Origin of the sequence: Pantoea sp. MQR6, assembly GCF_022761075.1 — a bacterium.
In the GTDB taxonomy this organism is placed as follows: Bacteria; Pseudomonadota; Gammaproteobacteria; order Enterobacterales; family Enterobacteriaceae; genus Pantoea; species Pantoea phytostimulans.
Genome location: NZ_JAKYXB010000002.1, coordinates 310,474 through 324,455 on the forward strand (window position 1 = coordinate 310,474; position 13,982 = coordinate 324,455).

At 53.2% G+C, this 13,982-nt stretch carries 13 protein-coding genes; 9 read left to right on the forward strand and 4 right to left on the reverse strand.

Annotated features, from left to right (window positions below; translation table 11 throughout):
* Positions 1–22: 22 nt before the first annotated feature.
* Positions 23–1,303 carry a DUF445 domain-containing protein gene (locus MUG06_RS11575; protein ID WP_243078686.1) on the forward strand — a complete coding sequence of 427 codons (1,281 nt, stop codon included), beginning with the start codon at positions 23–25 and terminating at the stop codon, positions 1,301–1,303.
* Positions 1,304–1,388: 85 nt separating this feature from the next.
* On the opposite strand, the gene lptG is transcribed toward MUG06_RS11575, so the two are convergent.
* Together lptG and lptF are read right to left on the reverse strand one after the other, a co-directional pair.
* Positions 1,389–2,465, reverse strand: coding sequence for an LPS export ABC transporter permease LptG (gene lptG, locus MUG06_RS11580; protein ID WP_243078687.1), 1,077 nt, complete (start codon positions 2,463–2,465; stop codon positions 1,389–1,391).
* A complete protein-coding gene (gene lptF / locus MUG06_RS11585; protein ID WP_243078688.1) occupies positions 2,465–3,565 on the reverse strand; it encodes an LPS export ABC transporter permease LptF in 1,101 nt (366 codons plus the stop codon). The genes lptG and lptF overlap by 1 nt, the downstream gene beginning before the upstream one ends.
* Positions 3,566–3,833: 268 nt before the next feature.
* Here lptF and pepA point away from each other — a divergent pair, with 268 nt between their 5' ends.
* The 4 genes from pepA to MUG06_RS11605 all read left to right on the forward strand — a co-directional run bounded on the left by pepA (position 3,834) and on the right by MUG06_RS11605 (position 9,322).
* Positions 3,834–5,345, forward strand: a complete 1,512-nt coding sequence (gene pepA / locus MUG06_RS11590) for a leucyl aminopeptidase (protein ID WP_243078689.1) — start codon at positions 3,834–3,836, stop codon at positions 5,343–5,345.
* 66 nt (positions 5,346–5,411) lie between these two features.
* On the forward strand, positions 5,412–5,870 hold the full coding sequence (locus MUG06_RS11595) for a DNA polymerase III subunit chi (RefSeq protein ID WP_215847767.1): 459 nt from the start codon (positions 5,412–5,414) through the stop codon (positions 5,868–5,870).
* Between the two features lie 6 nt (positions 5,871–5,876).
* Positions 5,877–8,732, forward strand: coding sequence for a valine--tRNA ligase (locus tag MUG06_RS11600; protein ID WP_243078690.1), 2,856 nt, complete (start codon positions 5,877–5,879; stop codon positions 8,730–8,732).
* A gap of 83 nt (positions 8,733–8,815) precedes the next feature.
* A complete protein-coding gene (locus tag MUG06_RS11605) occupies positions 8,816–9,322 on the forward strand; it encodes a GNAT family N-acetyltransferase (protein WP_215848346.1) in 507 nt (168 codons plus the stop codon).
* 40 nt (positions 9,323–9,362) lie between these two features.
* Here the strand turns inward: MUG06_RS11605 and miaE are convergent, their stop codons facing one another.
* The gene (gene miaE, locus MUG06_RS11610) at positions 9,363–10,124 is read right to left on the reverse strand and encodes a tRNA isopentenyl-2-thiomethyl-A-37 hydroxylase MiaE (RefSeq protein ID WP_243078691.1); all 762 of its coding nucleotides are present in this window, start codon (positions 10,122–10,124) and stop codon (positions 9,363–9,365) included.
* Positions 10,125–10,179: 55 nt separating this feature from the next.
* A complete protein-coding gene (gene rraB / locus MUG06_RS11615; RefSeq protein ID WP_215847770.1) occupies positions 10,180–10,596 on the reverse strand; it encodes a ribonuclease E inhibitor RraB in 417 nt (138 codons plus the stop codon).
* A 162-nt stretch (positions 10,597–10,758) separates the two neighbouring features.
* Between rraB and argF the strand changes: the two genes are divergently transcribed.
* The 4 genes from argF to ridA all read left to right on the forward strand — a co-directional run bounded on the left by argF (position 10,759) and on the right by ridA (position 13,883).
* A complete protein-coding gene (gene argF, locus MUG06_RS11620) occupies positions 10,759–11,766 on the forward strand; it encodes an ornithine carbamoyltransferase (protein ID WP_243078692.1) in 1,008 nt (335 codons plus the stop codon).
* 242 nt (positions 11,767–12,008) lie between these two features.
* On the forward strand, positions 12,009–12,944 hold the full coding sequence (gene pyrB / locus MUG06_RS11625; protein ID WP_215847771.1) for an aspartate carbamoyltransferase: 936 nt from the start codon (positions 12,009–12,011) through the stop codon (positions 12,942–12,944).
* Between the two features lie 12 nt (positions 12,945–12,956).
* On the forward strand, positions 12,957–13,421 hold the full coding sequence (pyrI, locus tag MUG06_RS11630) for an aspartate carbamoyltransferase regulatory subunit (protein ID WP_215847772.1): 465 nt from the start codon (positions 12,957–12,959) through the stop codon (positions 13,419–13,421).
* A 75-nt stretch (positions 13,422–13,496) separates the two neighbouring features.
* On the forward strand, positions 13,497–13,883 hold the full coding sequence (gene ridA, locus MUG06_RS11635) for a 2-iminobutanoate/2-iminopropanoate deaminase (RefSeq protein ID WP_215847773.1): 387 nt from the start codon (positions 13,497–13,499) through the stop codon (positions 13,881–13,883).
* Positions 13,884–13,982 lie beyond the last annotated feature (99 nt).

The window sequence follows — 13,982 nt, forward strand, 5'->3', positions numbered from 1 at the left end:
GCACCTCTGCTAAGATCATAATATGGATAAAGAATACGAACTGAAACGGACCAAGCGTCTGGCGTTACTGCTGCTGCTACTGGCTGCTGCCACTTTTATTGTCACCCTTTTTCTGCCGCCCAACTTTTGGGTTAGCGGTGTAAAAGCGATAGCCGAAGCGGCGATGGTCGGGGCGCTGGCGGACTGGTTCGCCGTCGTTGCGCTGTTTCGTCGCGTGCCGGTGCCATTTATCTCACGCCACACGGCCATCATTCCGCGTAACAAAGATCGTATCGGCGATAATCTTGGTCGCTTCGTGCAGGAGAAGTTCCTCGACACAGACTCGCTGCTTAATCTGATCCGTCGCCACGATCCGTCACGCATGTTGGCGGACTGGCTCAATGCGCCCGGTAATGCCGATCGCGTTGGGCGTCACTTGCTGCAGGTGATGCGCGGCTTCCTTGATCTCACTGACGATACGCGAATTCAAAACTTTCTACGCCGAGCGGTGCATCGCGCCATTGATAAAGTCGATCTCAGCCAAACCAGCGCGCTGATGCTTGAGAGCCTGACCAAGAATAATCGCCATCAGGAACTGCTGGACGCCGCAGTGGAACAGCTGTTGCGATTGCTGCACAAGCCCAGCACCCGCGAATTCATCGCGCTACAAATTGTGCGCTGGCTGAAGCGGGAACATCCGATAAAAGCCAAAATGTTGCCCACAGAATGGCTTGGCGAGCACAGCGCGGAGTTGGTCGCCAACGCGGTTGATACGCTGCTTGATGAGGTTGCGCTGGATCAGGGACATGAGCTGCGCCTGGGTTTTAATCGTGCCGTGGATCGCCTGATTGAGAAGCTGAAAAACGATCCTGAGATGGCCGAACGTGCCGAAGTGATTAAAAGCTGGCTGAAAGAAGATGCGTCGCTGAATCGCTATATCGGCGAATTGTGGAACGATCTGCGTTCGTGGCTGAAAGCCGATCTCAGCAGCGACGATTCTCGCGTTCAGGAAAGGGTACGCCTGGCGGCTTTATGGCTGGGTGAAACGCTGGCCGCTGATGAAGCGTTACGCCGCTCCATGAATCAACATCTTGAAGATGCCGCACGCAGCGTGGCGCCTGAGTTTTCCACCTTCCTGACTCACCACATCAGCGATACGGTGAAAAGTTGGGACGCGCGTGAGATGTCGCAACAGATTGAGCTGAACATTGGTAAAGACCTGCAGTTTATTCGTATTAACGGCACGCTGGTTGGCGGTACGATCGGTTTGATCTTGTATCTGCTTTCACAATTGCCCACCTTGTTTATGCTTTTTCCTCCCTAAATCCGCTTATGGGGCCGTTGTGCCCCGCTTTAAAGCAAAAAAAATGGCCGATAAATCGGCCATTTCTCTTCTGTTATCGCCCGGCTTAGCGCCGTTTAATCAACATGAACATACTGATCGCAAAGAAGGCGAAGCTTGGCAGAATCGCCCCCATGACGGGCGGTAATCCATAAACCAGGCTGAGTGGGCCAAAAATCTGATCCAATACATAGAACAGAAAGCCGAAGCTGATGCCGGTAACGACGCGTACGCCCATTGATACGCTACGTAGCGGACCAAAGATAAATGACAGCGCCATCAACATCATTACGGCTACCGAAAGCGGCTGGAAAATCTTGCTCCACATATTGAGCTGATATCGTCCAGATTCCTGACCGCTCTGCTTCAAATACTTGCTGTAATTGTAGAGGCCGCTAATGGATAGCGCATCGGGATCCAGCGCCACCACACCGAGTTTGTCCGGCGTCAGGTTGGTTTTCCATTCGCCACCCAGGCTCTGCGAACCGGTAATTTGCTTGGGATCGTTTAAGTCAGATTCATCAACCTGCGACAGCATCCAACGTTTTTTATTCATATCCCAGGTCGCGCTGGCGGCGTAACGCACGCTAAGCAAACGACGCTGATCGTTGAAGTTGTAAATGCTCACACCATCAATTTCATTGTTGCCTTTGATGCGCTCAATATAGATGAAGCTATTGCCATCCTTCGCCCACAAGCCATTTTGCGTGGAAAGCAGCGCGCCGCCGTACAGCTGCTGCGCACGGTAATTACGTGCCATTTGCTCGCCTTGCGGCGCAACAAACTCACCAATTGCCATTGTCAGCAGCACCAGCGGAATAGCAGTTTTCATTACTGACAGCGCGACTTGCGTACGGGTAAAACCCGCCGCCTGCATGACCACCAGCTCGCTACGCTGGGCTAAAGCACCCAAGCCCAGCAGCGCGCCCAGCAATGCCGCCATCGGGAAGAAGATCTCGATATCTTTTGGCACGCTGAGAATCGTGTAGTAACCCGCGTCCAGGGCGGTATAGGCGCCCTGCCCGGTTTTACGCAGCTGATCAACAAACTTGATGATGCCGGAGAGCGACACCAACATGAACAGCGTCAACATGATGGTGTTAAAGATGGTTTTACCGATATAACGGTCAAGAACGCGAAACATCAGACCGACCCTCCGCGAGTAAAGCGGGCGCGTACGCGACGCATCGGCACCGTATCCCACAAGTTAAGCAGCACCGCCAGCAGCAGATAACTCAGATTCACCACCCACATCCAGAGAGCTGGATCGAGGCGGCCTTTGGCACCACTCGATTTCAACGAACTCTGTAACAGGAAGAAAATCAGGTAAAGCAGCATGGCCGGTAACATTGACAGTACGCGCCCCTGACGTGGGTTCACCACGCTGAGCGGCACCACCATCAACGCCATGATCAGGACCGAGAACACCAGCGTGATGCGCCAATGCAGCTCAGAGCGAAACTCTGGCGTGTCATTGTGGAACAAGCCGACAAAATCGGACTGCTCAGCATCGTTGGGATCGAGCGTGGCTTCTTTATAGCCGACAAACGCCTGATAATTATTGAAGTCGGTGATGCGGAAATCACGCAGCATTGCCGTGCCTTCAAAGCGCGTGCCTTTATCCAGCGTGACTACCTGCGAGCCGTCATTACGCTGTTCCATGTGGCCGCTGTCTGCCAGCACCACAGAGGGACGTGCGTTACCTTTCGGCCGCAGCTGCGCAAGGAACACGTTGCCGAACTGGTTGCCTTTCACGTTTTCAATGAACAACACCGCATTGCCATCGCTGGAGGTCTGGAATTGACCTGCCGCCAGCGCCGCTGCGCCAGGGTTAGCTTTGGCGTTTTGCGTCACTTCATCCTGATAACGTGATGACCACGGTCCCAGCCAGGCGACATTTATCGCCGCCACAATCGACGTGAACAGCATCAGCACCATTGCAGCCTTGACCAAAACAGCTTTGCTCAGGCCGCAGGCGTGCATGACGGTAATTTCACTTTCCGTATAGAGCCGCCCAAGGGTCATCAAAATCGCCAGAAACAGACTCAAGGGCAGAATAAGTTGTGCCATTTCAGGCACACCGAGGCCTAACAGTGTCAGAACAAGGTTTGTCGGGATTTCGCCATCCACCGCGGCTCCTAAAATCCTGACTAACTTCTGACAAAAGAAGATTAATAGCAGGATGAAGAGGATAGCCAGCTGGCTTTTGAGCGTTTCACGAACCAGATATCTAATGATGATCACGCTTAGTACGCCTGTGAAAACTTGTCTTTTTGCAGGAAAATCGCTAGTTTCAACGCTTATCAGCCATTTTTCTTCATCAATGGCCGTTATCGCAGCTAAAATTGTATGACAATCGCGTTTGGGTGGTGAAAAAACAACATCTTGTCACCCTGATTCATTATGACCTCCAGTGGCTAAATGTCATGCCGCCACGATGAATAAATGGGTCACGAGCGCGCTACATTCTAGCGACAGCGACGGCCGTTGTCTTTAAGATTCAGGAGAGTGCATGGAGTTCAGTGTAAAAAGCGGAAGCCCGGAAAAACAGCGCAGTGCTTGCATTGTCGTTGGCGTTTTCGAACCGCGCCGTCTGTCACCGATAGCCGAACAGCTGGATAAAATCAGCGATGGCTACATCAGCGCCCTGCTGCGTCGCGGCGAGCTGGAAGGAAAAGTGGGCCAGACGCTACTGCTCCATCATGTGCCGAACATCCTGTCCGAACGTATTTTGCTGATTGGTTGTGGCAAAGAACGTGAGCTGGACGAGCGTCAGTACAAGCAGGTTATCCAAAAAACCATCAATACGCTGAATGACACCGGCTCGATGGAAGCGGTCTGCTTCCTGACAGAACTGCATGTCAAAGGACGTAACACGTACTGGAAAGTTCGTCAGGCGGTGGAAACCTCCAAAGAGGCGCTGTACAACTTCGATCAGCTGAAAAGCAACAAAGCTGAACCGCGCCGTCCGCTACGTAAACTGGTGTTTAACGTGCCAACACGCCGTGAACTCACCAGCGGCGAACGTGCGATTCAGCATGGATTAGCCGTCTCTGCAGGCGTTAAAGCGGCTAAAGATCTGGGCAATATGCCGCCAAATATTTGTAACGCCGCGTATCTGGCGTCGCAGGCGCGTCAGTTAGCGGATGCCTTCAGCAAAAATGTTACCACCCGCGTGATTGGCGAGCAGCAGATGAAAGAGCTTGGCATGCACGCCTATTTGGCGGTAGGTGCCGGTTCGCAGAACGAATCATTGATGTCGGTGATTGAATACAAAGGTAATCCCGATCCCGAAGCGCGCCCTATCGTGCTGGTGGGCAAAGGGTTAACGTTCGACTCCGGCGGCATCTCGATCAAACCGGCCGACAGCATGGATGAGATGAAGTACGACATGTGCGGCGCAGCGTCAGTGTATGGTGTGATGCGCATGGTAGCGGAACTTAATCTGCCGCTGAACGTAGTGGGTGTGCTGGCGGGCTGTGAAAATATGCCGGATGGCCGTTCAATGCGCCCAGGCGACGTGCTAACCACCATGTCTGGCCAAACCGTCGAGGTGTTAAACACCGATGCAGAAGGCCGCCTGGTGCTGTGTGATGCGCTGACCTACGTTGAACGTTTCGAACCGGAAGTGGTGATTGATGTCGCGACGCTTACCGGGGCTTGCGTGGTTGCGCTGGGTCATCACGTCAGCGGTTTGCTGTCTAACCATAATCCGCTGGCGCATGAATTGATTGGTGCTTCTGAGCAGTCCGGCGATCGCGCGTGGCGTTTGCCGATGGCGGATGAGTATCAAGAGCAGCTGGAGTCCAATTTCGCTGATATGGCGAATATCGGTGGACGTCCCGGTGGTGCGATCACCGCCGCTTGCTTCCTGGCTCGCTTTGCGCGCAAATATAACTGGGCGCACCTCGATATCGCGGGCACCGCCTGGCGTTCAGGCAAAGCCAAAGGCGCAACCGGACGTCCAGTGCCGATGCTGTCGCAGTTCCTGTTGAATCGCGCGGGACTGAACGGCGACGATTAACAGCTTCTTCTACATTGAAAGCAAGGGCGGAGATTCCGCCCTTTTTATCTTCTGACGAGCATGCCGATGAAAAACGCAACCTTCTACGTGATGGAAACCGATGCACCGAGCGACGGCCTGAGCGCCATTGAAGCGCTGGTGTGCGATCTGGCTGAAACGCGCTGGCGGGCGGGCAAACGGGTGCTGATCGCCTGTGAAGATGAGCAGCAAGCCATTCGTCTCGACGAAGCGCTGTGGCAACGACCGGCAAACGCCTTCGTGCCGCATAATCTTGCCGGCGAAGGCCCGCGCTACGGCGCGCCGGTTGAGCTGGCCTGGCCGCAGCGTCGCGGCAGTTCGCCTCGCGATCTGCTCATAAGCCTGCTGCCACAGTTCGCAGATTTTGCCACTGCTTTCCATGAAGTGGTAGACTTCGTCCCTTACGAAGAATCTCTCAAACAGCTGGCGCGTGATCGCTACAAAGCGTATCGCAGCGTTGGTTTCCAATTGAATACGGCAACGCCGCCACAGCCGCAAACGACATAGCAGAACATGGAAAAGACATATAACCCGCAAGATATCGAGCAGCCGCTTTACGAGCATTGGGAAAAGCAGGGCTACTTTAAACCGAATGGCGATACCAGCCAGGAAAGCTTTTGCATCATGATCCCGCCGCCGAACGTCACCGGTAGCTTGCACATGGGTCACGCTTTCCAACAAACCATCATGGATACCATGATTCGCTACCAGCGCATGCAGGGTAAAAATACCTTGTGGCAAGCCGGTACTGACCACGCGGGCATCGCCACGCAGATGGTGGTTGAGCGCAAAATTGCCGCTGAAGAGGGCAAAACACGTCAGGATTACGGACGTGATGCGTTCATCGAAAAAATCTGGCAGTGGAAGGCAGAATCGGGCGGCACCATTACCCGTCAGATGCGCCGTCTGGGCAACTCAGTGGATTGGGAGCGTGAACGTTTCACCATGGATGATGGTTTGTCCAATGCGGTGAAAGAAGTGTTCGTACGTCTCTATAAAGAGAACCTGATTTACCGTGGCAAGCGCCTGGTTAACTGGGATCCGAAATTACGCACCGCTATTTCCGATCTGGAAGTGGAAAACCGCGAGAGCAAAGGCTCGATGTGGCACATCCGCTATCCGCTGGCTGATGGCGCGAAAACCGCAGATGGCAAAGATTATCTGGTGGTAGCCACCACACGTCCAGAAACCCTGTTGGGCGATACGGGCGTGGCGGTCAATCCAGAAGATCCGCGTTATAAAGATTTGATCGGCAAGTTTATTCTGCTGCCGCTGGTAAACCGCCTGATCCCAATCGTTGGCGACGAACACGCCGACATGGAAAAAGGCACCGGCTGCGTGAAAATCACGCCAGCGCATGACTTTAATGACTATGAAGTTGGTCGTCGCCACAAGCTGCCGATGATCAACATTCTGACGTTCGATGGCGATATCCGCGAGCGCGCGGAAGTGTTCGATACCAACGGCGAAGTCAGCGATGCCTGTGCCGATGATATCCCAGCAGAGTTCCAGAAAATGGAGCGTTTTGCTGCACGTAAAGCGATTGTCGCGGCTGTTGATGAACGTGGCCTGCTGGAAGAGATCAAACCCCACGATCTGACCGTTCCTTACGGCGACCGTGGCGGCGTGGTCATCGAACCAATGTTGACCGACCAATGGTACGTGCGTACTGCCCCGCTGGCGAAAGTCGCCGTAGAAGCGGTTGAAAATGGCGACATTGAGTTTGTGCCGAAGCAGTACGAAAACATGTACTTCTCCTGGATGCGCGATATTCAGGATTGGTGTATTTCACGTCAGTTGTGGTGGGGTCATCGCATTCCGGCATGGTACGACAACGACGGCAACGTCTATGTTGGCCGCACCGAAGACGAAGTGCGCAGCGAAAACAACCTGGCCGCCGATGTGGCGCTGCGTCAGGATGATGACGTGCTTGATACCTGGTTCTCCTCCGGCCTGTGGACATTCTCTACGCTGGGCTGGCCGGAAAACACCGAAGCGCTGCGTACCTTCCATCCGACCAGCGTGCTGGTCAGCGGCTTCGACATCATTTTCTTCTGGATTGCCCGCATGATCATGCTGACCATGCACTTCATCAAAGATGAAGACGGCAAGCCGCAGGTTCCGTTCAAAACCGTCTACATGACCGGTTTGATTCGTGACGAAGAAGGCCAGAAGATGTCGAAATCCAAGGGCAACGTGATTGACCCGCTGGATATGGTTGACGGCATTTCACTGGAGTCGCTGCTGGAAAAACGCACCGGCAACATGATGCAGCCGCAGCTGGCTGAGAAGATCCGTAAACGCACCGAGAAACAGTTCCCGAACGGCATTGAGCCGTCAGGTACCGATGCGCTGCGCTTCACCCTGGCAGCTCTGGCTTCAACCGGTCGAGACATTAACTGGGACATGAAGCGCCTGGAAGGCTACCGCAACTTCTGTAACAAGCTGTGGAACGCCAGCCGCTTTGTCTTGATGAACACTGAAGATCAAGATTGCGGCCAAAACGGCGGCGAAATGACGCTGTCGCTGGCGGATCGCTGGATCCTGACCGAGTTCAACAGCACGGTGAAAGCCTACCGTGAAGCGCTGGACAGCTACCGTTTCGACATCGCGGCTAACCTGCTTTACGATTTCACCTGGAACCAGTTCTGCGACTGGTATCTGGAGCTGACTAAGCCGGTGATGACCAGCGGTAGCGAATCTGAGCTGCGCGGCACGCGTCACACGCTGCTGCACGTTCTGGAAGCGTTACTGCGCCTGGCACATCCGATTATTCCGTTCATCACCGAAACCATCTGGCAGCGTGTGAAAGTGCTGAAAAACATCATCGACGACACCATCATGTTGCAGCCTTTCCCGCACTACGACGCGGCGAAAGAAGATGCTGAAGCGAAAGCGGACATCGACTGGATGAAACAGGCGATTGTCGCGGTACGTAATATTCGTGCAGAAATGAACATTGCGCCAAGCAAACCGCTGGATGTGTTGCTGCGTAACGCCTCGCCTGCTGCGCTGCGTCGCGTTGAAGATAACCGCAACTTCCTGTCACGCCTGGCGCGTCTGGCAAGTTTGACCGTGCTGCCTGCGGGCGAGAAAGGTCCCGTTTCCGTCACCAAGATCGTTGAAGGTGCTGAACTGCTGATCCCAATGGCCGATCTGGTTGATAAAACAGCTGAGCTTGAGCGTCTGGCGAAAGAGCTGGTTAAGCTGGATGTCGAAATCGATAAGATCCAGGCCAAACTGGCTAACGAAGGCTTTGTTTCACGCGCCCCGGAAGCGGTGGTAGTGAAAGAACGCGAGCGTGTGGCTGATCTGGAACAATCAAAAACAAAACTGATTGAACAGCAGGCCGTGATTGCGGCATTGTAAGCGTCTTAGTCTGACTGCTTAATTATCAAGCCGGGCTAAGCCCGGCTTTTTTTATTTATTTCGCAATAGATTCGGAAGAGATGATGACTACCACCGCAACGCGACGTGACCTTCAGGTGCGTCCAATCACTGCCGCCGACAATCCGCATATCGCGCAGGTTATTCGAGTTGTTTCTGCGGAGTTCGGCCTGACTGCCGACAAAGGCTATACCGTTTCCGATCCTGACCTTGATCGACTCTCTGAGGTTTACAGCGCCGAACACAGCGCTTATTGGATCGTCGAGTATCAAGGCAAAGTGATGGGCGGCGGCGGCATCGCCGCGCTGGCCTGTAGCGCGCCAGATATCTGTGAGTTGCAAAAGATGTATTTCATGCCCGATGTGCGCGGCTTAGGCCTGGCGCGTGAACTGGCAATCTGTGCCATGGAACATGCGCGCCAGCGCGGTTTTCGTCGCTGCTATCTTGAAACCACCGCCAGCCTGACGCGGGCGATCAAACTCTATGAGTCGCTGGGTTTTGAATTAATTGATCGCGCCATGGGCTGCACCGGCCATGTCGATTGTGAAGTGCGGATGTTGAAAGTGCTGTAATCCTGTCCCTCATCCGCTTGCGGATGAGGGAAAAAAACCGTCAAAACGCGGGCAGACCGCTATGAAAACGCAGTTCGTTATCCGGCTCGCTAATTAACCGCCCTTCAGTTTCACCAATCATCTGCACCCTTGGCGCAATATCCTTGGGTGAAATCTGCGCGGCCAGCGTCAAATAATCTTGATAATGACGCGCTTCTGAACGCAACAGCGAAATATAAAAGGCCTCCAGTTCGCTATCCAGATAGGGCGCTAAACTGGCGAACCGTTCGCAGGAGCGCGCTTCAATATAGGCACCACAAATCAGCTTGTCGATCAGCGTATCCGGCTCGTGCGTGGTGACTTCGCGCAGCAGTGATTTGGCATAACGGCTTGAGGTGATTTTCTGATAAACCAACCCGCGCGACTGCATAATTTCCCAAACCTGATAAAAGTGATGCAGCTCTTCTTTAATCAGCAGCACCATCTTCTCAACCAAATCATCCGCCCACGGTAATTCATTGCGAACAATAATGCTTTTGGTCAGGTTTTTATGCGCGTTAATGAAATCGCTGTCGCCATCTTCGCGAAAGATAAAATCTTCATACGGCTTCAACCAGGCACGAATAGCCTCGCCGCTGGGTTTGTCGGCGACGTATTTACGGATCAACCACACCGCGGTTTGTGCCGCCTTGAGCTCGCAAACCAGATGATCGGTCAGTAACAGTGTAAGGTTTTCCGGCTTGCGCGCTTCGTCTATCCAGGCTTGCGGCGTGCGGCAATGAAGGAATTGATAGATGGGTTCGAGTAACGGTGCGTAGTTCATTAGATTAAAACGTGGGTTAAAAAAAGGAGGCGGAGCATGCTCCGCCCGCTAGAAATTAGTGACGAATACCGTCATCTTCTTCGTCATCCAGGATTTCGTCGTCTTCATCTTCCGCGTCTGGATCTTCGAAATAGGTGCCCCAACCGTCATAATCGACGTTGTATTTACCAATCAGATTCACCAGTTGCTCGACCTGTGCATCAATCAGCTCAGGCTTTAACGCCGCTTCGCTGATGATATCCACGCACATCACCGTGGTGCCATCTTCCAGCTCCAGCTCTTCCGGCTCGGTCACTTCATAGCCCAGCTTGAACGCATCTACAGCGGCTTTTTCAAGTGAGTCAAAGTTGTTGCATGAGAGATGATGCTCAATGGTATAGAGCGCGTCGGGATCGCTGCCATCCTCCAGCAGCTCTTCAATGATCAGGCGCGTCTCTTCACGCTGCTCTTCCAACAATGCTTCATATGCCATGGCGATGTCCTCTCTGAGTTTGGCAATAATCAAGTATTTTCCCACACTGCCCGGCGCGCCACTACACAAAACGAAAAGTTTATTCACGTCGGGGTTGAAAATGCATATTCATACGGTTAGATTGAATTTTAATTCATTTGTATTGGTTACATGGAGCGCTGCATGAGTCAGCTTTATCAACGCCATTTCCTGAGATTACTGGATTTTTCCCCTGCCGAAATCGATTATCTGCTTACCCTTTCAGCTGAATTAAAAAGCACAAAAAAAAGTGCGGCTGAAAAGCAGTATCTGAAAGGCAAAAACATTGCGCTCATCTTCGAAAAAGACTCGACCCGTACCCGATGCTCTTTCGAAGTTGCCGCTTACGATCAAGGCGCTAACGTCACCTATCTCGGCCCAAGCGGTAGCCAGATTGGCCATAAAGAATCGATGAAAGATACCGCACGCGTTTTAGGCCGCATGTATGACGGCATACAATATCGCGGCTATGGCCAGGCGTTGGTTGAAACTCTGGCTGAATATGCCGGTGTGCCGGTGTGGAATGGCTTAACCACAGAGTTTCATCCTACGCAGTTACTCGCCGATCTACTGACCATGCAGGAACAGCTGCCGACTAAAAAACTCAGCGAAATGACGTTGGTCTACGTTGGTGATGCGCGTAACAACATGGGGAATACCATGCTGGAAGCCGCCGCGTTGGTAGGGTTAGATCTGCGTTTAGTGGCGCCAAAAGGCTGCTGGCCGGAAGAAGAGCTGGTGGCACATTGTCGCCAGGCGGCACAGCAAACCGGTGGCAAAATCACGCTGACCGAAAACATTGCTGAAGGCGTACAAGGTGCGGACTTTATCTATACCGACGTTTGGGTATCGATGGGCGAACCTAAAGCGGTGTGGGAAGAGCGTATCGCCTTGCTGCGGGGTTATCAGGTTAACAGCGAGATGCTGGCGCTGACCGGCAACCCAGCGGTGAAATTTTTGCATTGTCTGCCCGCCTTCCATGATGATCAAACCACCCTGGGACGCCAGATGGCGGAACAATATGGTTTGCACAAGGGTATGGAAGTCAGTGATGAGGTGTTCGAATCCGCGCACAGCGTGGTCTTTGATCAGGCGGAAAACCGTATGCATACCATTAAGGCGGTGATGGTGGCGACGCTCGGCCAGCGATAAATAAGCCGGAGCAAACGTTTTCGTTGTGTGCGATTTACCCTTGAAGCAAATTACTGAATGCGTATAATGCGCCACAATTTGCCGGAGGAAACATGCAACAGCGCAACGAAAAATTTGACGCCCAATCTCGCCTGAATGCAGGCGGCGCATCTGTTTCTTTCCGTCATCGACCCGATCTTAAAAAAGCCCCTTAATCAGGGGCTTTTTTTTGTCTGAAATCCGGCAGCGCAGAGGAGAGAGCTATGGCTAACCCGCTATATCGCAAGCACATTATTTCAATTAACGATCTCAGCCGCGACGAGCTGGAGTTGGTGCTGCATACCGCCGCGCAGCTCAAAGCCAACCCGCAGCCGGAGTTATTAAAACACAACGTGATCGCCAGCTGCTTTTTTGAGGCATCGACGCGAACCCGTTTGTCGTTCGAATCCGCCATGCATCGTTTAGGCGCCTCGGTTGTCGGCTTTTCTGACGGCAGCAATACGTCGCTGGGCAAAAAAGGTGAAACGCTGGCGGATACTATTTCAGTGATCAGCACCTACGTTGATGCGATTGTGATGCGTCATCCACAAGAAGGCGCAGCGCGTCTGGCAACGGAGTTTTCCGGCGGTATTCCTGTGCTTAACGCCGGTGATGGCGCGAATCAGCACCCGACACAAACCCTGCTGGATCTGTTTACCATTCGCGAAACGCAAAGTCGCCTCGACAACCTCAATGTCGCCATGGTCGGCGACCTGAAATATGGCCGCACCGTGCATTCACTGACGCAGGCGCTGGCCAAATTTGATGGCAACCGCTTCTTCTTCATTGCACCCGATGCGTTGGCGATGCCGGCTTACATCACTGACATGCTGGATGAGCAGAACATTAAATGGTCGCGTCACGACAGTTTTGAAGAGGTGATGCCAGAGCTGGATATTCTTTATATGACGCGCGTGCAGAAAGAGCGTCTTGATCCGTCCGAATATGCCAACGTGAAAGCCCAGTTCATTCTTCGCGCCGCCGATTTAGCCGATGCGCGTGACAATATGAAGGTGCTGCATCCGCTGCCGCGCATCGATGAAATTACTACCGATGTGGATAAAACGCCTTACGCCTGGTATTTCCAGCAGGCCGGCAATGGCATTTACGCGCGTCAGGCTCTGCTGGCGTTGGTACTTAACAGCGAACTCGCCCTGTAAGGAGCAAACAGCATGACTCACGACAATAAATTGCAGGTCGAAGCGATCAAACGCGGCACAGTAATCGACCACATTCCCGCTCAGGTTGGCTTTAAGCTGCTGTCGCTGTTTCGCCTGACCGAGACCGATCAGCGCATCACTATCGGCTTGAATTTGCCGTCAGGTGAAATGGGCCGCAAAGATTTGATCAAGATTGAAAACACTTTTCTCACTGATGACCAGATCAACCAGCTGGCAGTTTACGCGCCACATGCGACGGTCAACCGTATCGACGAATATGAAGTGGTCGCAAAGATTGCGCCCACCTTGCCGGACCGCATCGACCGTGTGCTGACTTGCCCGAACAGCAACTGCATTAGCCGCAGCGAGCCGGTGTTCTCCAGCTTTGCGGTGAAAAGTCGTGCCGATGATGTGCATTTGAAGTGCAAATATTGCGAGAAAGAGTTCGCTCGTCATGTGGTGTTGGGTCACTGGTAATCCGTTTTCTCCTCCCTATAATGGAACCGTCGGCGGCGCTGTGATGCCGCTATTGCACACAACCCAGGAGCAATAATGTCTCGCGAAATCAGTACGGAAAAAGCCCCGGCAGCAATCGGTCCTTATGTTCAGGGCGTTGATCTTGGCAGCATGATTATCACTTCGGGCCAGATTCCCGTTGATCCGGCAACCGGCACTGTTGCAGACGATGTCTCAGCCCAGGCGCGCCAGTCACTGGAAAATGTGAAGGCGATTGTTGAAGCGGCAGGTTTGAAAGTGGGCGATATCGTGAAAACCACCGTTTTCGTCAAAGACCTGAACGACTTTGCTACCGTGAACGCCACGTATGAAGCGTTTTTCACCGAGCATGACGCCAGTTTCCCAGCCCGTTCATGTGTTGAAGTGGCGCGTTTGCCGAAAGACGTGAAGATTGAGATTGAGGCGATCGCGGTTCGCCGTTGATTTTGTCCTCTGCGCACGTTGGTTAAGCGTGCGCTGTCTCCTACCTCCTCTGCGCGCTGTCCCCCATCCCGGCCTTCCCCCGCGAAGCGGAGGAAGGAG

Excerpts from the sequence above, each read along its gene's own strand:
- MUG06_RS11575 (WP_243078686.1), top strand. The coding sequence starts at position 23 with ATGGATAAAGAATACGAACTGAAACGGACCAAGCGTCTGGCGTTACTG.
- lptG (WP_243078687.1), bottom strand. The coding sequence starts at position 2,465 with ATGTTTCGCGTTCTTGACCGTTATATCGGTAAAACCATCTTTAACACC.
- pepA (WP_243078689.1), top strand. The coding sequence starts at position 3,834 with ATGGAGTTCAGTGTAAAAAGCGGAAGCCCGGAAAAACAGCGCAGTGCT.
- MUG06_RS11595 (WP_215847767.1), top strand. The coding sequence starts at position 5,412 with ATGAAAAACGCAACCTTCTACGTGATGGAAACCGATGCACCGAGCGAC.
- MUG06_RS11600 (WP_243078690.1), top strand. The coding sequence starts at position 5,877 with ATGGAAAAGACATATAACCCGCAAGATATCGAGCAGCCGCTTTACGAG.
- MUG06_RS11605 (WP_215848346.1), top strand. The coding sequence starts at position 8,816 with ATGACTACCACCGCAACGCGACGTGACCTTCAGGTGCGTCCAATCACT.
- miaE (WP_243078691.1), bottom strand. The coding sequence starts at position 10,124 with ATGAACTACGCACCGTTACTCGAACCCATCTATCAATTCCTTCATTGC.
- rraB (WP_215847770.1), bottom strand. The coding sequence starts at position 10,596 with ATGGCATATGAAGCATTGTTGGAAGAGCAGCGTGAAGAGACGCGCCTG.
- argF (WP_243078692.1), top strand. The coding sequence starts at position 10,759 with ATGAGTCAGCTTTATCAACGCCATTTCCTGAGATTACTGGATTTTTCC.
- pyrB (WP_215847771.1), top strand. The coding sequence starts at position 12,009 with ATGGCTAACCCGCTATATCGCAAGCACATTATTTCAATTAACGATCTC.
- pyrI (WP_215847772.1), top strand. The coding sequence starts at position 12,957 with ATGACTCACGACAATAAATTGCAGGTCGAAGCGATCAAACGCGGCACA.
- ridA (WP_215847773.1), top strand. The coding sequence starts at position 13,497 with ATGTCTCGCGAAATCAGTACGGAAAAAGCCCCGGCAGCAATCGGTCCT.